The organism is Candidatus Pseudothioglobus singularis PS1, from assembly GCF_001281385.1.
Lineage (GTDB): Bacteria > Pseudomonadota > Gammaproteobacteria > PS1 > Pseudothioglobaceae > Pseudothioglobus > Pseudothioglobus singularis.
In genome coordinates, this window is the sequence record NZ_CP006911.1 from 673920 (window position 1) to 692385 (window position 18466).

An 18466-nucleotide genomic window follows, 5' to 3' on the forward strand; every position below is an offset into this window, starting at 1 on the left:
TTTTTTTAAAGCCTAGTTCAAAATAGCAATAAGGTTTGAGAAGCTTAAACTAATAATGCATTCACTCAAGCAATTGGTAATTTGGTAATATAAGATCTTTTTAGGGTGTTTATTCTTCATCTATTCAACACAAAAAATTCATAAGTAGGGTGTACAATAATTTTTTTGATTTGATTTTGGATTTGATGTGATTTTAGAAATTTTCTTTGCAGCTGGTTGTTTTTGGGGGGTTGAAAAAAACTTTGAAAGTATTGAGGGGGTAATTGATGTTGTTTCGGGTTATTCTGGGGGTAGTTATGAAGATCCCACTTATGAAGATGTCCTCAAAAATAGAAGGATTCAAAGTGAAGGTTTTTTGTCTGTATTAAAAAACATTGGCCTATCTGATGAAGAAAAAGTTAAAGAAAAAGATACTTTAATTAATCATACTGAAACTGTTAAAGTTGTCTATGACTCTAGTCAAGTTTCCACAGAAGATTTGGTAAAGAATTTTTGGGAAATTCATGATCCTACTCAATTTAATAGGCAAGGCAATGATGTGGGCAATAATTATCGATCTGCAATCTATTGGACCAATGAAGATCAAAAAAACATTGCTTTAGATACAGGCAAAGCATACCAAAAATTATTGAATGCCAAAGGTTATGGTGATATTGTTACTGAAATGGCTTTATTAGAGAAGTTTTGGCCTGCAGAAAATTATCATCAGGATTACCTCTTACGAAACCCAAATGGTTATTGCCCTGATCATTCTACTGGTGTTAAGTTTATCGAACTTGCTTCAAATGAAGATTTTGGACAAGAAATAATGCCACTTGGAGGTAATGAAATAATTGTTATTGGCCCAGAGGTAGAGGGTACGTGTCTTTTTTGCTTAGAGTTTGAAAGAAAAGTGACCTCCAGCTATCAAGGAACTATTCCGCTTAGGTCAACTCCTGCATCAGCTCTCAAGGGATTTGATATTGATATCCCGACTTGGGCTACACCAACAATTATTTTTGTTGAAGATGGAAAAGAAGTATGGTCCCATCAAGGAATAATGTCGTCTGAGGAATTTTACAAAGCCTTAGGTGATTTTAAGTTAGGTGTAGGTTCTCCTGCTCACAAGGTAGCTTTTAATGAAGGAACCGATAAGAGGTTCTGTGTGCAATATGAAATATTTAAAGATACTCCCGAAGGTATTTTTGTAGATAAGCTCTCAGGCAGACCTTTATTTGATACCGCGTTCCGTTTTGATTCGAAATCAGGCTGGCTTTCTTTTACCCAGCCAGTTAATAACGAAGTATATGAAGTAGTTGATAATAGTTATGGAATGACGCGAACTGAGATTCGCTCAGTCAGTTCAGATATTCACCTTGGACATGTCTTTAATGATGGTCCCAATGGCTTGCCAAGGTATTGTATTAATGCAACTGTGCTAGAGTTTATTCCACGTGATGACGCATAAGATCTAAAAAAATGTAAAATATTCATTTAAAGTTTTTCCTTGTCAATTATTATTTGCTATCCAATGGATAATACAGCTACTTCATTTAAATTTATTCTTCTAAAGTTATTATTTTTATTAACTTTTTCTTTATTTTTTCATACATCTGTCTATGCTGAAGACAGTCTATATGAAAGAGGCAAACAGTTGGTTGAGCTGAAAGAATATGAAAAGGCTTTAAAAGCTTTTGAATTAGCCTCCAAAGCAGGAAATCTAGATGCATTGACAGCCCTTGGGGTGATGTATATTGGTGGCATCGGTGTTGAACAAGATAATACTAAAGGGTATAAGTATATAAAAACTGCTGCAGATCAATCAGACTCCAAGGCACAATATACTTTAGGCGCACTGTATTATTTAGGTGCTGGTGTCACAAAAGATTTAAACAAAGCTTTCTATTGGTTAAATTTAGCTTCTGAGCAAGGTTATTTAGATGCTAAATATAACTTAGGCGTCATGTATGAGTTTGGAGAGGGTGTTGAGCAAAGCTATAAAATGGCATATGAAAACTATATATATGCTGCAAGGCAAGACAACTTAGAATCTCAAATCAAAGTTGCTGAAATGTATAAAACAGGAAGTGGAACAGATCAAGATCTTGAAAAAAGTTCGTATTGGTTAAAGAAAATTGAAGCCTCAAAAGCAAAACAATAATCCTTTTATTAATATATATTTGATTTAGATGAGTCAATTAAGTACAAAAAAAAATTATGATTTAATAATTGTTGGAGCTGGTCCAGCCGGACTTAGCTTTGCTTGTTCACTTATTGATCTAAATTTGAAAGTATTAGTTGTCGATAAGTCAGATAAGGAGTCTATTTCAAATCCTAAGCCTGATGGAAGAGAGACTGCTCTGACTCATAACTCATTAAAAATTTTACAAAAGTTAGGTGTATGGGATCTAATTGACCAAACTAGTGTCAGCCCTTTGAAGCAGGCAAAGGTTTTTGATGGTGATTCTGATTCATTATTAAATTTTGCTGCAAAAAAATCTTCAATTGATGCCCTCGGTTATCTTGTTCCCAATCATTTAATTAGACTGGCTTTGTTCAAAAAAGCATCATCTTCAGATAATTTAACTATCATTAATGAAATTTCTGTTGAATCAGTTAAAACTAATGTTTCAGATACTAAAGTTACTCTGTCAAATGGAGAAGTTATTCACTCTAAACTGGTTGTAGCTGCTGATAGTCGATTCTCAGAACTTAGGCGTAAGATGGGCATTTCTTCTACGATGAAAGATTTCTCCAAAGTCATGATAATTACAAGAGTTTCTCATGAAAAAGACCATGATCAAACTGCACTTGAGTGTTTTAACTATGGGCATACACTAGCTCTGTTGCCACTGAATGGTAATATTTCGTCTGTAGTTTTAACTGTCCCTACTGATGAAGCAGATGAAATGCTTAATATGGATAAAGAAAAATTTTGTAAGCTTGCAAGTAATGGTTTTAATGGTAGCTTAGGAGTAATGAAACAAATTGGTGAGAGGTACTCATACCCATTAGTGGGTGTTTATGCTCAGAAGTTCAGATCTACTCGCTTTGCTCTTATTGGAGATGCTGCGGTTGGAATGCACCCTGTTACAGCGCATGGTTTTAATTTAGGACTTAGGGGTCAAGATATTCTAGCTAGTGCAATAGCTAAAGCTTTAAAATCTGGAGTAGATATTGGATCTGATGCGGTTTTAAGGGAATTTGAGAATAAACAAATCCACCTATCAAGGCTAATGTATTTTGGGACTAATGGAGTAGTTTCATTGTTTACAAATGACGACGTAAAAGCGAAGCAAATTCGTAAATTAGTTCTAAAGTTTGCAGATCGATTCCCACCGGTGAAATCATTAATTACAAAACATTTAACTGAGTCAAAAAAAAGCAATTTAATTCCTTTTTAAAAATCTTATTATGGCAAAAACAGGTGATTTAAGTAGTCTTAGAAAAGAGTACCTTCAAAGTGGTATTGTAAGAGAAGATCTCAAAAGTAGTCCAGTTGAGCAGTTTTCATTGTGGTTCTCACAAGCAATGGATGCTGAAATCATTGAGCCAACTGCAATGAGTCTTGCAACGTCGGATGATTCTATTGGAATCAGAACTGTACTTCTTAAGTACTTTGATGAAAATGGTTTTGTTTTTTTTACAAATTACGAATCTAAAAAATCAAAACAAATTCAAAAAAATCCACAGGCTGCTGTTCTTTTTCCATGGCTTGCTTTAGAGAGACAAGTCAAAATTATTGGTAAAGTTGAAAAAATCTCAAATCTAGAATCCTTTAAGTACTTCTCTTCAAGGCCTAAAGACTCTCAGATAGGCGCATGGGCTTCTGAGCAATCTTCAAGAATTTCGTCAAGGTCAGTGCTCATTGAACAGTTTGCTTCAATGAAAAAGAAATTTTCAAAGGGTGAGATTCCTTTGCCTGAGTTTTGGGGAGGGTATAGGATTGTGCCTCAAAGTATTGAATTTTGGCAGGGTAGGGCAAATCGACTTCATGATCGATTTATTTATGAACGTCAAGAGAATGAATGGACTATAAGTCGACTCTCTCCCTAATTAGATTGATTACAGGCCTAGTTGAAGGTTTCTTACCAAGCCAAAATTCAAATGAAAGTGCAGCCTGCTCAACCAACATTCCTAATCCATCACTAATGATGAGAGCTGAATCTTTTAAAGCCCATTTCATGAAAGGCGTCTCAGATCCATACATTAAGTCATAGCACAAAGCACCCTCACAAAGACCTTTTGGTAAATTAAGCATAGTTCCATCTATGGAAGAACTTGTTGCATTAATAACTATATTAACAGGCTTGGATTTAATTTGATCAATACCAAATCCACAAACCTTTCCATACTCAGAAAATTCATTTGCCAATCTCAATGATTTTTCTTTAGTTCGATTAGCTAATAAAATTTTCTCAGGATTTTTATCTAGTATTGGTTTGAGAATGCCCCGAGTTGCACCACCAGCTCCAATAATTAAAATTTCTTTATCTCGAAGGGTTTGTTCTAAATTTCTTTCAAGATCATTAACAAGACCCTTGCCATCAGTATTTTCCCCAAAAATGATGTTGTTATCGATCTTAATGGTATTTACCGCCCCTGCAGCTTTTGCTTCATCAGTTAAGTCATCTGCAAAGTTATAGGCATTAATTTTAAAAGGAAGCGTAATATTGAATCCAGAGCTGCCAGAACTCATAAATTTTTCTGCTGTCAAATTGAACGCATCAACTGGCGATAGAATTTTTTCATAAGACAGTTCAATATCAAATTCTTTTGCAAATTCATGATGAATCATAGGTGATAAGCTATGATCTACAGGGTTTCCAATGACACCAAATTTACGCATAAAATCTTATGAAGGTTCTTCGTCTGGTTTTATTGTTGAATTCTTATTATTCTCTAATGACTTTACAGCAATATCTGCATTTTTAGGTTTGGCTTTAGAAGCTACCTTTTTTGCTGGTTTACGAGTTGTTTTCTTTGGAGTCTTAGGATCTTTACTCTTGTCTGTTTTAGTGGTGACCTCAACAGGCTTCGTAGCAACCTCAACAGGCTTCGTAGCAACCTCAACAGGCTTCGTAGCAACCTCAACAGGCTTCGTAGCGACCTCAACAGGTCTGTTTACTGTATCACTTGGCTTTTGGTTAGAATTTGTAGTATTTTTCTGATTTCTATTTCTATTTCTGTTTCTATTTTGATTATTTTTATTATTTTTATTTTTTTGACCCTCATCCTTTGATTCATTAGCAGTAGGTTTTGGATTTTGGGTGTTGTTCTGATTTTCCTGTGAACTCTTATTCTGGCTCCTATTCTGGTTCCTATTCTGGTTCCTATTCTGATTTCTACTTCTATTTCGACTTGGAGCTCTTGTATTTTTAGATTTAGGAGCAGGTTTTTTATCTGAAGAGAATATTTCAGTGAGCTTGCTCATAAATGAGACTTTCTTTTCAGGCATTTTCGTTGATGGCTGATTAGTTGATATTGCTGGAATATCAGGTTTATCGACATAATTAATCACATTGGGATTTTCCTGAGGCTTGGATACGCCTTGGAAGCTCTTATGGTGCGATCTTTTATCTCCCTTCTGCTTGTTCACTGTATAGTGAGGAAAGTGCATATATTGATTTGGAAGTAGCGTAATTTTAATGCCATGCTTCTCTTCCATTTCAATGATGTTATGCCGCTTTTCATTTAATAAGTAGGTAATGACTTCGACGCTTGACTGGATTGTTATATCGCCACCATTTTTGTTCGAGTTAAGATTGTCTTCAAGTTGGCGAATAATTCTTAATGACAATGATGGTATGGTTGGGTTGGTTCCACTTCCGTTACATACTGAACAGGTTTTCCCAGTTGATTCTGCAACCGAGTTCATGAGTCTTTGACGCGATAATTCAAGTAAACCAAATCTTGAAATGTTTCCAATCTGAACGCGAGCCCTATCATTCGCTGTTGCTTTTTCCATTAACTTTTCGATAGCTGTTCTATGAGACTCAGATGCCATATCAATAAAGTCAATAACTACAAGGCCACCAATATCCCTTAATTGAAGCTGTAATGCGATTTCCTCGGCAGCATCTAGGTTAGCCTTGTAAGCAGTGTCTTCAATGCTAGTGCCTTTAGTTGCCCTTGCAGAGTTAATATCAATTGCTGTAAGTGCCTCTGTTGCATCAAAAACAATAGTTGCACCTGACCTTAAAGCGACTTCCCTGTTAAAGACATTTTTAACTTGTGACTCCACGCTCATGTGAGCAAAAAGTGAGTGGTCAGTTACATCGAAGAACTTTATTTTATCAAGATAGTGAGGCATTACAAAATTTGTAAAGTCACGCGCTTTTTGGTAGGTTTCTAAGTCATCAATAATGACACTATCAGTATCTTCTCTCAAATAGTCACGAAGAGCTCTAATTGTAATATCACTCTCTTGATAGATTAAAAAAGGACCATCCTGATTTTTAGTTTCTGTTTTAATAGATTTCCAGAGCTGAGTTAAATGGTCAACTTCCCACTGAAGTTCACTCACCCCTCTTCCGGCGCCTTCAGTTCTGATAATCAATCCAGAATGTTTTGGGACATTAAGGCTCGGTAGTAAATTTTTTAAGTCTTGGCGATCTGAGGCATTAATTTGCCTTGAGATGCCTGAGCTTTTTGGGTTATTTGGCGTCAAAATCATATAAGCACCCGCCAAGTTGATGAAGGTACTAAGGGCAGCACCTTTATTACCTCGCTCTTCTTTTTCAACCTGGACGATAATTTCCTGTCCTTCTTTAAGGACATCACTTATGGTGAGTTTGTCACCCTTTGGTTTAATGCCTTCAGCAAAAAAAGGAGACACCTCTTTGAAGGGGAGAAAGCCATGCTTGTCTTTACCATAGTCAACGAAAGCAGCCTCTAAGGATTGCTCTACGCGTGAAATTTTGGCTTTGTAGATATTGCCTTTAGTTTTCCTGTTAAGGCTTGTTTCTATATTAAGGTCAGTAAGCTTTTGGTTCCTGACGATTGCAACCCGGATCTCTTCCTTGTGGGTAGCATTTATGAGAATGTGATTCATTATGAAGTCCTGTTATATCTGGACTATTGAGTGCGTACATATCCCCAATACTTATGTATTGAATAGGAATTAAGGTTTGATTAAAAAGATTCATCAATTGCTAAATAAGTTATGTATGTGGCATCAATAAGCCCATAAAAAAATAGTTCGTTACAATATCTCGATTTTATTAATTTTTTGAAATATTATAAAAAAATTCTTGTTGGTCAAAAAAATGTTTGACAATATAATTATACCACATATTGACCTACACATCCTATTTACTGGTTTAGGGTGCGACCCCCATCAATATTGATTATTTGCCCCGTAATATAGTTTGAGTTTGCTAAAAATAATACTGTGTCTGCAATATCCTGAGGAGAGCCTTGCCTATGAAGTGCTATTCTTTCAAGCATAAGGTTTTTATCATCTTCAGAGATCTCAGCACTGTCCTGAGGCCAAAGAATTGAACCCGGGGAAACACCATTCACTCTAATTCTGGGAGCAAGCTCTTTGGCCAAGGTTTGAGTCAGCATTTTTAAGCCTGCCTTGGAGATGTTGTAAATAGCATGTTTTTTTAATGGCCTTTCAGAATGAATATCAATAATATTAATAATTGAGCCATCATTTTTGGATAGTGTTTTACTTAGTCCCTTGGATAAGAAAAAAGGTGCTTTTAGATTGATATTTATCACATCATCCCAATCTTTCATTTCACTATCCTCGACTGATTTTGGATAAAAAACAGAAGCATTATTGACTAATAAATCGATTGACTTAATTGAGCTAACTAAAGAGTCGAGTTCATCTATATTGTTTAAATTCCCTAAGACAATCTCTACAGAATTAGCCCGAATTGAGTTAAGTTCATCACATAGCAACTGAGCTTTATCTTTTGATTGATTGCAGTGAATAATAATGTTAAATTGATTGTGATGAAGGGTTTTGACAATCTGAGCGCCAATTCTTGCTGCACCGCCGGTAATTAATGCTGTTTTCATTGAATTCTCTTAAAAAATGTATTTGTTGTTTTATAAAATTTATCTAGCGATCACAGTATAAAATATTTCCACATATGAGCCTCGAAGATATTATATCTAAAACCATTAAGGACAATAACAATCCAATTGGTTTTGATGTTTTTATGAATCTTGCTTTGTATCATCATCAGTTTGGCTATTATCGATCAAATAAAACGATATTTGGCCATAAAGGTGACTTCATTACAGCGCCAGAAACGTCCGATCTTTTTGGCTTTTGTCTCGCCAGGCAATGTAAACAGGTCTTAAATAATGGTAATATTCTAGAGTTTGGTGCTGGAAGTGGAATACTTGCCGCCCAAATTCTATTTGAATTGGGAAGGCAAAACTCACTTCCTGAAAAATACTTTATTATTGAATTAAGTGCCCAACTTAAAAAAACACAGCAAAAGACTCTTAAAAAGGCTTTACCTGAAATTTATAATCGTGTTGAATGGTTAACTGAGCTTCCCAGTAACTTTAAGGGAGTGGTGGTTGCTAATGAGGTTCTAGATGCGTTTCCTGTCAAAAGAATCACACTTTCAAACAATCAGTTTTATGAATTGGGAGTTGACTATATTGATAATTGCTTTCAATGGAAAAGGTTTGAGCAGCCTTACTTAAAATCTGAAACTACCTATGGAGGTAATTTGCCTGAGGGTTACACCACTGAAGTAAGTCTTCAATCCGATGGCTGGATTAAATCTCTATATGATCTTATGAGCGAAGGCGTTGTTCTATTAATTGATTATGGGATGAGTCAATCTGAATATTTACATCCCCAGCGAACTGATGGCACCCTGAAGTGTTTTTATAGACACAAATCAAACAATAATCCCTTTATTCAAATAGGGGATCAAGACATAACAGCTTCAGTTAACTTTACAGATATTTATAAAAGCTCGATTGATTCTGGCTTTAAGGTCGGTGGATATTCGACTCAGTCCATGTTTTTAATTTCAATGGGTATTGAGAGCTTCCTTGCTAATGAAGAGAATGAGGAAAACAAAATCAAGCTTGCTCAAGAAATAAAACAACTAGTGATGCCTGGGGCGATGGGTGAGGTTTTTAAAGTTATGGCTCTTACAAAGAAACAATCAGTAAAATTAGATGGCTTCAAAGAGCAGAACTTAACTGAAAGGCTATAAAAATTAATATGGATATTGTTCAAGCAATTACTTTAGCTTTCATTCAAGGTTTTACCGAATTTTTACCTATTTCATCTTCTGCGCATCTAATTGTCCTGCCAAAATTTTTAGATTGGCCTGATCAAGGCCTTGCTTTCGATGTCATTCTTCATTTTGCTACACTATGCGCTGTAGTTTTATACTATAGGTCGACTCTAGTTATGCTTGGAGCTGATTTTTTCTCTTCAGTTGCAAATAGAAGGATGCAAGGAGATTCATTGCTTGCTTGGGGCATTCTTCTAGGGACAATTCCAGTTGGAATAACTGGCCTTCTTTTTAATGACGCTATTGAGACACACCTTCGCAGTTTTGAGGTTGTTGCCTATGCAACCATTTTTTTTGGAATTATGCTTGGACTCTCTGATTGGGTTAACAGGTCTCTAGGCAAAAGTCGCGAAATGATTCAAGGTATGGATATTTTAGTTATAGGGTGCTTTCAGGCATTGGCATTAATACCAGGCACCTCACGCTCAGGCATTACAATTACTGCAGCTCTTTTCATAGGTCTTTCCAGAGGCTTGTCAATCAAATTTGCATTCCTTTTATCAATTCCAGTGATTATTCTTGCAACAATATTAAAAACAATTGATTTGTTCCAAGAGCCAAATCAAATTGACTGGCTCATTCTTTTAATTAGTTTTGTTGTTGCATTTCTAACTTCATATCTTACAATTGTTTTTTTTATTAGACTGGTAGAGAGAATTGGCTTTCTTCCATTTGTTGTTTATCGAATTCTTTTAGGAGCACTATTATTTCTAATCTAATGCCAGAGCCTATTTTTAGGAAAGATTATCGTCCCAGCAGTCACCTCATACTAACAACCGAGCTTGACTTTAATCTTGGAGACAAGGAGACGATCGTCTCATCTCGTATTGTCTTTTACAAGAACCCAGTTGTAAGTAATTCAGTTAATGAGCTATTCTTAAATGGAGAGTCACTAGAGCTGATATCAATTAAAGTGGACGGCTTGGATGTAAGTTATGAGCTAAAAGAGGATGGATTATTTTTGTTAAATCCGCCAGATGATTTTGTTTTAGAAGTTAAGGTTAGAATTCATCCAGAAAGCAAAACAGATTTAAATGGATTATATCAATCCAGTGGTAATTTCTGCACACAATGTGAAGCAATGGGCTTTAGACAAATTACCTATTACCTGGATAGACCTGATGTGCTTAGTGTCTTTACGACCAAGATCAATGCAAATCGAGAACACTATCCCGTTCTCCTAAGTAACGGAAACTTAATTGAAGAAACAAATAATCAAGCTATCTGGCATGATCCAGCCCCTAAACCTTGCTATTTGTTTGCTTTAGTTGCAGGCAAGTTAGATTTTCTTCAAGATGAATATATCACTTCAACAGGAAGAAAAGTTGACTTAAGAGTTTATGTTGAACCGCACAATATGCACAAAACTGCCTTCGCTATGGAGTCTTTAATTAAGGCATTTGAGTGGGATGAAAAAAGGTTTAATCTGAGTTATGATTTAGATATTTACATGATTGTTGCTGTGGATGATTTTAATATGGGAGCCATGGAAAATAAAGGTTTAAATATTTTTAATTCTGACTGTGTTCTGGCAAGCCAAGAGTCATCTACAGATTTAAGTTTTATTAGGATTGAATCCATTATTGGACATGAATATTTTCATAACTGGACTGGCAATAGAGTGACCTGCCGTGACTGGTTTCAATTGAGTTTAAAAGAGGGATTAACCGTCTTTAGAGATCAAGAGTTTTCTTCTGATTTAAGATCTCGCGCAATCCAAAGGATTACAGATGTTATTCAACTTAAGACTAGACAGTTTGCTGAAGATTCAGGGCCAATGGCTCACCCTGTTAGGCCAGAGTCATACATCGCAATGGATAATTTTTATACTTCAACAGTTTATGAAAAAGGCGCTGAAGTTATTCGCATGATCCATTCGATATTGGGAGAAGAGGGATTTCAAAGAGGGATGAAATTATATTTTGAAAGGCATGATGGGGACGCAGTAACTATAGATGATTTTGTAGAAAGCATGGCGAATGCAAATGATAAAAATTTTGAAAGTTTCATGCTTTGGTATTCACAAGCTGGGACCCCTGAAGTAAGTGTAGAGGATGACTATGATGAAAATAATCAAACTTATAGCGCCACCTTCACACAAAAAAATCAAAAAACACCCTACATGATTCCAAATCAGTTTGGGTTAATTGATAAAGATGGAGAAGAGATTGAATCTGGTCTTATCATTATTGATGAACTTGTTAAAACAATTTCATTTAATAATATAAAGAGTAAGCCAATTCCTTCATGGTTTCGAGGTTTTTCATCGCCAATTAAATTTAGCTCAGATCTTTCAATACAAAACAAAATATATCTTGCTTCATCTGATACTGACCCATTTAATCGTTGGGATAGTGCTCAAAGTTTATGGCTGGAGTACGTCCTTAATCCAGATCAAGTTATTGAGAAAGACTTATTTCAAATGATTAAAAATCTTTTTAATAATGAATCTGACTATTCACTCCTATCCGAAATGATTAGTCTGCCATCAGAGCAAATTATCCATCAAAATGTTGGAAAAATTAATGTCCAGGAAGTCCATAATCAGCGTAATCAGTCGATTCTTTCTATTGCGAGCACTTTTAAAGACGAGCTGTTGGAGTTGTATGATCAATTAAACACTCCTAAAGCTTTTGATTTATCGACACAATCGATAGGTGAAAGGGCACTCAAAAATAAATGCTTGAGTTATTTATCAAAACTGGGTGAATATGATATTGCTTATAAGCAATTCATTAAAGCAGAATGTATGACCGATCAGTTTGGCGCATTTCAGTGCCTTCTGGACTCTGAAAACCCTTATAGAGTTGATGTCATTACTCAGTTTTATAAGCAGCATCAGTCAGATGTTCAGGTGATGGATAAATGGTTTAGTACACAGTGTATTTCATCGGTTTCATCAGTAGAGAATGTTAGAAGCTTAATGCAGCATGAATTGTTCTCTATGACAAATCCAAATAGAATACGCTCAGTGATTGGCTCTTTCAGTCAAAATAGTATCCAATTTCATTGCCAAGAGGGTTATCAGCTTTTAACTGAGGTTATAATTGAGCTCGATCAACTAAACCCTCAGATTGCTGCAAGGTTTGCTGGAATTTATAACCATTGGAGAAGGTTTACAGCGCAATACTCTAAGCTTCAAGAGAGCCAACTCAATTCAATTATCCAGAGTGATAATCTTTCCAAGGATGTTTATGAGATTATTCATTCTGCGTTAAAAGGAAAAGCTTAATGTCCTATTTAAAAGCTAAACATTTGAGCGAATTAATGCTTTCAAAGCAATTTACTATTGCTTTAGCAGAGTCATGCACAGGCGGCTCATTATCGAGCTCTTTAACCTCAATTGCTGGTGCATCATCTTATTTTAATTGCGGCTTTATAACTTATAGTAATGAGTCAAAGGTCAAGATGCTTGGGGTTGATCCAAAGACAATTGAGATATTTGGCGCTGTAAGTGAAAAAGTTGCCCTTGAAATGGCTTTTGGAGCAGGTGAAAAATCTAATAGTAATCTATCCATTGCCATTACAGGAATTGCTGGTCCATCTGGAGGGACTGCTGAAAAACCAGTAGGTATGGTCTGCTTTGGTTTTTTTATTAATGGAAGCGTTGAAACGACCACTCAATTCTTCTCTGGCGCCCGTTCAGAGATTGTCTCGCAAAGTATTGCCTTTGCATTAGAAGAGTTGTCATCAAAAATCGAATGAATGCTTCAAAAGTCTCCATCGCTCCTATGATGGATTGGACCGATAAGCATTGTCGGTACTTTTATCGTTTAATCAGTAAAAATGTTCAGCTCTATACTGAAATGATAACAACAAAAGCAATCCTCAATGGAGATAAGAGTCGACTTTTAGACTTTGATGCTAGTGAAAATCCACTTGTTCTTCAGCTCGGTGGAAGCGACCCAAAAGAAATGGCCACGTCCTCCATGATTGCTCAAGAATGGGGTTATAACGAAGTCAATATAAATGTTGGGTGTCCATCAGACAGAGTTCAATCTGGAAGCTTTGGAGCTTGTCTCATGAAAGAGCCTAGTCTTGTCGCCCAATGCGTTGAAAGTATGACTGATAAGTGTGAAATTCCTGTGACAGTAAAACATAGAATAGGGATTGATGATATGGAGAGTTATGATGAACTTTCTGACTTTGTATTTCAAATAAGTAGCAAGGGCTGCCAGCACTTTATAGTGCATGCACGAAAAGCCTGGTTAAAGGGTTTGAGTCCAAAAGAAAATCGAACGATACCTCCCCTTAATTACGCATGGGTTTACCAACTAAAGAAAGATTTTCCCTCTTTACAAATTACCATTAATGGTGGTGTTGAGAGTTGTGAGGCTATAACAAAGCACCTTCGGCTTGTTGATGGCGTCATGATGGGGCGTTCAATCTATCATAATCCATTTTTGCTTAAAGAGATAGATCAGACAATATTTGATGAAAAAAATAATTTGATAAATCGAGAACAGGTTTTGAAAAAATATATGACTTACATTAAAAAACAAAATAAAAATGGTACTCCCATTCGCTCAATGACTCGCCATATACTGGGTTTATATCATGGTGAAGCTAATGCTAAGTTATTCAGAAGATTATTAAGTGGACAAATTGTTGATCTATATCAGTTGAATGATTGGCTTGATTTTAAAAAAAATAGCTCAACTGAGATTAAAAGCTTTTGGGGGTTTGGTAAAATTTTGCAAACTCTTTGACTAATTTAATATGGCAGGCAATCACTTTGTAGCAAGTATCGATATTGGCACAGAAAAGATTGCTTTGCTGGTTGCTGAAAAAGATGACGATAACCTAAGAATAATTGGTCATAATGTTTGTCCATCTAAAGGTGTCAGAAGGGGCTCAATTTTCTCAATTGACTCTTTATCAAGACAAATTACTAAATTAATTGAACAAACACAAGAAAGTTTTGGAGTTGACTTGGCTTTGTTCCGTGTCAATATATCGGATACTCATTTAACTTGCATTGATGGAAAGGGAAAGGTTCCTGTCAATGAATTTGTCAGCTCAGAAGATTTAGAATCAGTTCTTGAGTCTGCGATGGCCATTTCAACGCCAACTAATAAGGAAAAGCTTCATATCATAAAAAAGAAGTTTACGATTAACGAGTCAGTTGTTGTAGATAATCCAATAGACATGGAGGCGCAAGTTTTAGAGTCAAAAGTTCATATTATTACTGTGTCAAGTTCAAGTGTTAGGAACGTTGAAAACTGCTTCAAACAGAGTAATCTTGAGGTTGATAAGATTGTACTCAATTCAATTGCTAAATCTCATGCAGTTCTGACTCAAGAGGAGAAAAATGGAGGCATATGCCTCCTTGATATTGGTGCGGGAGTAACAAGCTACTCTGTATTTCAAGAAGAGGGCATAGTGCATAGTGGAATTATTAAAATAGGAGGTGATGAAGTAACTCAAGAAATTGCCTATGCGTTTGATACCTCCTTAGAGGAGGCAAAAAGACTCAAAGAAAATTATGGTTCTGCTAAATCAATAGCTAAAAGTGAGGATCAATTTATTGATTTCACCCAGGGTTTGAAGAAGCAGCATCAGCTCTCGAGTCTTGATTTGTCTGAAGTTATTGAAGAGGCTTATTTAGAGATTTTTCAAGCACTGAAGAATGAACTTAAGCATCATAATTTAGACTCCATCATCAAATCAGGTTTTGTTCTTTCTGGTGGTGGTTGTGAAATTAAATCAATAGAAGAACTTGTGAGAGGTTATTTCTCTAAAAGAGTTAAAATAGGAACAATACAAAGATCCAGAATTTCAGGATTGGAATCTTTACTTACGGACTATAAATACACTGGAAGTATTGGCCTCCTTTTGCATGAAGGAGATTTAAGTAAAGCTAAATTTATCGTTTCGAATGGTGATAATGGAGTGATAGGTAAATTAAAGAAAGCGATTGTAGGTAATTTTTAATTAATGATTAAACAAAGAACAATTAAAAAAATAGTTAAAGCTCGAGGCGTTGGTATCCATAGTGGAAAGGTAGTCAATTTAACATTGATTCCAGCAGCAGAAGATCATGGCGTTGTCTTTAAAAGATTAGATGCTGGAGGCAAGCAGGTTCATGCGCATAGTGCATTTGTTAATGAAGTTGTTTTATCAACTGGCCTTGAAAATCAAGGCGTCAAAGTATCTACCATTGAACACTTAATGTCAGCTCTTTCAGCTCTTGGTATTGATAACTTATTGGTTGAGCTTGATTCATTCGAAGTTCCAATTATGGACGGGTCATCTGCGCCATTTATTTTTTTAGTTCAGTCTGCAGGTATTGAAGAACAGAATGCTCCAAAAAGATTTATTGTCATTAAAGATATTATTAGAGTTGAGAATGGTGAGTCATGGGCACAAGTTTCACCTCATAATGGTTTTAAGGTGACATTAGAAATTGATTTTGATCATAAAAAGATAAAAGAGAGTGGGCAAAAGTTAACGATTGATTTTTCAGAGCAGTCCTACTTAAAGGAAATATCCAGAGCAAGAACATTCGGTTATGAGAGAGATGTTGAGATGCTTCAAAAACAAAATCTTGCATTAGGAGCAAGTAAAGATAATGCAATTGCACTTTCAGATGATGACATTCTTAATGAAGATGGTATGCGCTATCATAATGAATTTGTGAAACATAAAATTTTAGATATTGTGGGAGATCTTTTCCTTTTAGGAGGCAATGTAATCGGTCACTATGAAGGCTTTAGAACAGGCCATATGCTTAATGATCAGCTACTATCAGCTATTCTTTCCCAGCCAGATGCCTTTACTATTGAAACTTTTGAAGAAGCAGACTCTCCAATCCAATTTTATTCCGAAGATTGGCAAAACGACCTTTAATAAAACAATTAATTTATACTCTCTTTACCCTTATTCTAAAAGCAAATCTGCCAGCAACATAGTCTTTTATGAGTTAAATTCTTTGGGTATAATCGAAAACTTTTAAATCACTGTTATTAGCGATGGAATTAAATGGCGCTGAAATACTTATAGACTGTCTTCAAAAAGAGGGTGTTGAGCATGTTTTTGGATACCCTGGAGGAGCTGTCCTTCACATCTATGATGCAATAGAAGCACAGGATAAAATTACCCATGTTCTTGTTCGTCATGAGCAGGGCGCTGCCCATGGGGCAGATGGATATGCAAGAACTAATGGTAAGCCAGGTGTGGTTCTAGTGACTTCAGGCCCTGGAATCACTAATGCTGTTACAGGAATAGCAACTGCGCATATGGACTCGATACCTATGGTTGTTATTTCTGGTCAAGTTCCCTCTCCACTTATTGGCATGGATGCTTTTCAAGAAGTTGATGCTACAGGCATTACCCGCTCATGCGTAAAACATAATTTTCTAGTTAGAGATATTAGTGAGATTGCTATTACTGTTAAAAAAGCTTTCCATATTGCCACCACTGGTAGGCCTGGACCGGTAGTTATTGATATTCCTAAAGACATTACGATTGCAAAAATGGAACAGGAAGAATACCCAGAATCAATTGAAATCCGTTCCTATAAGCCAACTACAAAACCAAGTAGTCGTCAAATTAGAAAGGCGGCTGAGTTAATTGCAAAATCAAAAAAGCCTATTCTTTATGCGGGAGGAGGTTGTGTCATAGGTAACGCTTCAGAGGAACTTCGTAAATTTACGCGCATGCTTGGATTCCCAATTACTCAGACACTTATGGGTTTAGGGGCGTATCCAATGACTGATAAGCAATCTCTAGGAATGCTAGGAATGCATGGGACCTATGAGGCTAATATGTCGATGCACGGATCTGACTGTGTTGTTGCAATTGGTGCTCGTTTTGACGATAGAATTACGGGAAATTTAGAGAAATTTTGTCCAACTGCAAAATTCATTCATATTGATATTGATCCTTCACAAATTTCAAAAAATGTTGTTGCTGATATTCCAATTGTTGGACAAACAAAAAAAGTTCTTCAAGCCTTAACTAATGAATTAAAAGATATGCAGCTTGATGATATTTCGAAATGGTGGTCCCAAATTGAAGACTGGAGAAAAGTTGACTCTCTGGCTTATGCTAAATCTCCAGGGGTTATTAAACCCCAGTCAGTTATCGAGGCGCTATATGAGGTCACAGAAGGAAAGGCTATTGTAACTTCAGATGTTGGGCAGCACCAAATGTGGGCTGCGCAATATTATCCTTTTGATGAACCAAGACAGTGGATTAACTCTGGTGGTCTAGGAACTATGGGATTTGGCTTGCCAGCAGCAATGGGAGCTAAGCTTGCTCGGCCAGAAAAAGATGTTGCCTGCGTGACTGGTGAGGGAAGTATACAAATGATGCTTCAAGAACTCTCAACGATGCTTCAATACGCAACCCCAGTAAAGATTGTTAATCTTAATAATGGATATTTAGGAATGGTTAGACAATGGCAAGAATTCTTTTATGAAAAGCGTTATGCTATGTCTTATATGGATGCATTGCCAGACTTTGTTAAGCTTGCTGAAAGTTATGGACATATTGGAGTTAAAGTTGAAAAAGAAGAGGATTTAAAGCCTGCCTTAATCGAGGCCTTTAATCAAAAAGATCGAACTGTTTTTCTTGATATTATTACTGATCCTTCAGAAAATGTATTCCCAATGATTCCAGCTGGCGGTGCACACTGTGATATGTTGCTAGCAGGTAGAGATGAAATGGTATCTAAAGATGAAACAGATTTTAATGCGGTGTAGTTTATGAGACATATTATTTCAGTTATATTAGAAGATGAAGCTGGTGCTCTGTCAAGAGTTGCAGGTCTTTTTACCCAACGCGGTTTTAATATTGAGTCACTTACCGTAGCTCAAACGAATGATCCAACGCTCTCAAGAATGACAATTGTATCTTCTGGAAGTGAGCGCGTTCTTGAGCAGATTGTAAAGCAACTTAATAAACTCATTGAAGTAGTTAAAGTGAGTGATTTGACGAGTCAAGATCATGTTGAGAGAGAGTTAATGCTTGCAAAAATATCATCAACTTCTAAAGAGGGTGTTGACTTAAAGGAACTGGTGGAAATCTTTGGTTGTAAAGTGGTTGATGTAAAAGATAAGATATACACCATAGAAGTATCAGGAAAAACAAAGAAAATTAATGCATTTTTGGATGCAATAGAGCCATCAAATATTATTGAAATCTCAAGAACAGGAGTTACTGGGATCTCAAGAGGAAAAAAACTAATCTAAATTATAGGA

At 36.0% G+C, this 18466-nt stretch carries 16 protein-coding genes; 13 read left to right on the forward strand and 3 right to left on the reverse strand.

Features of this window, described 5'->3' with window-relative positions; genetic code table 11:
• The first annotated feature begins 187 nt into the window (after nucleotides 1-187).
• The 4 genes from msrA (at nucleotide 188) to pdxH (ending at nucleotide 4035) form a co-directional block, all read left to right on the forward strand.
• The gene (gene msrA, locus W908_RS03470; RefSeq protein ID WP_053819944.1) at nucleotides 188-1447 is read left to right on the forward strand and encodes a peptide-methionine (S)-S-oxide reductase MsrA; all 1260 of its coding nucleotides are present in this window, start codon (nucleotides 188-190) and stop codon (nucleotides 1445-1447) included.
• 63 nt (nucleotides 1448-1510) lie between these two features.
• Entirely contained in the window at nucleotides 1511-2140 is a 630-nt protein-coding gene (locus tag W908_RS03475; RefSeq protein WP_053819945.1) for a tetratricopeptide repeat protein, read from the forward strand.
• A gap of 28 nt (nucleotides 2141-2168) precedes the next feature.
• Nucleotides 2169-3383, forward strand: coding sequence for a 5-demethoxyubiquinol-8 5-hydroxylase UbiM (ubiM, locus tag W908_RS03480; protein WP_053819946.1), 1215 nt, complete (start codon nucleotides 2169-2171; stop codon nucleotides 3381-3383).
• A gap of 10 nt (nucleotides 3384-3393) precedes the next feature.
• Complete coding sequence (gene pdxH / locus W908_RS03485) at nucleotides 3394-4035, forward strand: pyridoxamine 5'-phosphate oxidase (protein WP_053819947.1); 642 nt, start codon at nucleotides 3394-3396, stop codon at nucleotides 4033-4035.
• On the opposite strand, the gene aroE is transcribed toward pdxH, so the two are convergent.
• The 3 genes from aroE to W908_RS03500 form a co-directional block, all read right to left on the reverse strand.
• Nucleotides 4013-4828 carry a shikimate dehydrogenase gene (gene aroE, locus W908_RS03490; RefSeq protein ID WP_053819948.1) on the reverse strand — a complete coding sequence of 272 codons (816 nt, stop codon included), beginning with the start codon at nucleotides 4826-4828 and terminating at the stop codon, nucleotides 4013-4015. The genes pdxH and aroE overlap by 23 nt on opposite strands.
• A gap of 6 nt (nucleotides 4829-4834) precedes the next feature.
• Nucleotides 4835-7033: an Rne/Rng family ribonuclease gene (locus W908_RS03495; RefSeq protein ID WP_053819949.1), complete on the reverse strand. Its 2199-nt coding sequence runs from the start codon at nucleotides 7031-7033 to the stop codon at nucleotides 4835-4837.
• A gap of 260 nt (nucleotides 7034-7293) precedes the next feature.
• Entirely contained in the window at nucleotides 7294-8013 is a 720-nt protein-coding gene (locus W908_RS03500) for a pteridine reductase (protein ID WP_053819950.1), read from the reverse strand.
• 74 nt (nucleotides 8014-8087) lie between these two features.
• On the opposite strand from W908_RS03500, the gene W908_RS03505 reads away from it, so the two are divergent.
• The 9 genes from W908_RS03505 to ilvN all read left to right on the forward strand — a co-directional run bounded on the left by W908_RS03505 (nucleotide 8088) and on the right by ilvN (nucleotide 18457).
• Nucleotides 8088-9179 (forward strand): class I SAM-dependent methyltransferase, encoded by a 1092-nt coding sequence (locus W908_RS03505; RefSeq protein WP_053819951.1) that lies wholly within the window; start codon nucleotides 8088-8090, stop codon nucleotides 9177-9179.
• 8 nt (nucleotides 9180-9187) lie between these two features.
• The gene (locus tag W908_RS03510) at nucleotides 9188-9982 is read left to right on the forward strand and encodes an undecaprenyl-diphosphate phosphatase (RefSeq protein WP_053819952.1); all 795 of its coding nucleotides are present in this window, start codon (nucleotides 9188-9190) and stop codon (nucleotides 9980-9982) included.
• Nucleotides 9982-12495 (forward strand): aminopeptidase N, encoded by a 2514-nt coding sequence (gene pepN / locus W908_RS03515; RefSeq protein ID WP_053819953.1) that lies wholly within the window; start codon nucleotides 9982-9984, stop codon nucleotides 12493-12495. The genes W908_RS03510 and pepN overlap by 1 nt, the downstream gene beginning before the upstream one ends.
• A complete protein-coding gene (locus W908_RS03520; RefSeq protein ID WP_053819954.1) occupies nucleotides 12495-12968 on the forward strand; it encodes a CinA family protein in 474 nt (157 codons plus the stop codon). Before pepN ends, W908_RS03520 begins: the two co-directional genes overlap by 1 nt.
• The gene (gene dusA, locus W908_RS03525; RefSeq protein ID WP_053819955.1) at nucleotides 12965-13972 is read left to right on the forward strand and encodes a tRNA dihydrouridine(20/20a) synthase DusA; all 1008 of its coding nucleotides are present in this window, start codon (nucleotides 12965-12967) and stop codon (nucleotides 13970-13972) included. The genes W908_RS03520 and dusA overlap by 4 nt, the downstream gene beginning before the upstream one ends.
• Nucleotides 13973-13982: 10 nt before the next feature.
• Nucleotides 13983-15197 carry a cell division protein FtsA gene (gene ftsA / locus W908_RS03530; RefSeq protein WP_053819956.1) on the forward strand — a complete coding sequence of 405 codons (1215 nt, stop codon included), beginning with the start codon at nucleotides 13983-13985 and terminating at the stop codon, nucleotides 15195-15197.
• Between the two features lie 3 nt (nucleotides 15198-15200).
• A complete protein-coding gene (gene lpxC, locus W908_RS03535) occupies nucleotides 15201-16112 on the forward strand; it encodes a UDP-3-O-acyl-N-acetylglucosamine deacetylase (protein WP_053819957.1) in 912 nt (303 codons plus the stop codon).
• Nucleotides 16113-16234: 122 nt separating this feature from the next.
• Nucleotides 16235-17968: a biosynthetic-type acetolactate synthase large subunit gene (gene ilvB / locus W908_RS03540; RefSeq protein ID WP_053819958.1), complete on the forward strand. Its 1734-nt coding sequence runs from the start codon at nucleotides 16235-16237 to the stop codon at nucleotides 17966-17968.
• Nucleotides 17969-17971: 3 nt separating this feature from the next.
• Entirely contained in the window at nucleotides 17972-18457 is a 486-nt protein-coding gene (ilvN, locus tag W908_RS03545; RefSeq protein ID WP_020025316.1) for an acetolactate synthase small subunit, read from the forward strand.
• The last annotated feature ends 9 nt before the right edge of the window (nucleotides 18458-18466 follow it).

Bases quoted from the DNA above. Each gene is read 5' to 3' on its own strand.
- W908_RS03475 (WP_053819945.1), top strand. From the start codon at position 1,511: ATGGATAATACAGCTACTTCATTTAAATTTATTCTTCTAAAGTTATTA.
- ubiM (WP_053819946.1), top strand. From the start codon at position 2,169: ATGAGTCAATTAAGTACAAAAAAAAATTATGATTTAATAATTGTTGGA.
- pdxH (WP_053819947.1), top strand. From the start codon at position 3,394: ATGGCAAAAACAGGTGATTTAAGTAGTCTTAGAAAAGAGTACCTTCAA.
- aroE (WP_053819948.1), bottom strand. From the start codon at position 4,828: ATGCGTAAATTTGGTGTCATTGGAAACCCTGTAGATCATAGCTTATCA.
- W908_RS03495 (WP_053819949.1), bottom strand. From the start codon at position 7,033: ATGAATCACATTCTCATAAATGCTACCCACAAGGAAGAGATCCGGGTT.
- W908_RS03500 (WP_053819950.1), bottom strand. From the start codon at position 8,013: ATGAAAACAGCATTAATTACCGGCGGTGCAGCAAGAATTGGCGCTCAG.
- W908_RS03505 (WP_053819951.1), top strand. From the start codon at position 8,088: ATGAGCCTCGAAGATATTATATCTAAAACCATTAAGGACAATAACAAT.
- W908_RS03510 (WP_053819952.1), top strand. From the start codon at position 9,188: ATGGATATTGTTCAAGCAATTACTTTAGCTTTCATTCAAGGTTTTACC.
- pepN (WP_053819953.1), top strand. From the start codon at position 9,982: ATGCCAGAGCCTATTTTTAGGAAAGATTATCGTCCCAGCAGTCACCTC.
- W908_RS03520 (WP_053819954.1), top strand. From the start codon at position 12,495: ATGTCCTATTTAAAAGCTAAACATTTGAGCGAATTAATGCTTTCAAAG.
- dusA (WP_053819955.1), top strand. From the start codon at position 12,965: ATGAATGCTTCAAAAGTCTCCATCGCTCCTATGATGGATTGGACCGAT.
- ftsA (WP_053819956.1), top strand. From the start codon at position 13,983: ATGGCAGGCAATCACTTTGTAGCAAGTATCGATATTGGCACAGAAAAG.
- lpxC (WP_053819957.1), top strand. From the start codon at position 15,201: ATGATTAAACAAAGAACAATTAAAAAAATAGTTAAAGCTCGAGGCGTT.
- ilvB (WP_053819958.1), top strand. From the start codon at position 16,235: ATGGAATTAAATGGCGCTGAAATACTTATAGACTGTCTTCAAAAAGAG.
- ilvN (WP_020025316.1), top strand. From the start codon at position 17,972: ATGAGACATATTATTTCAGTTATATTAGAAGATGAAGCTGGTGCTCTG.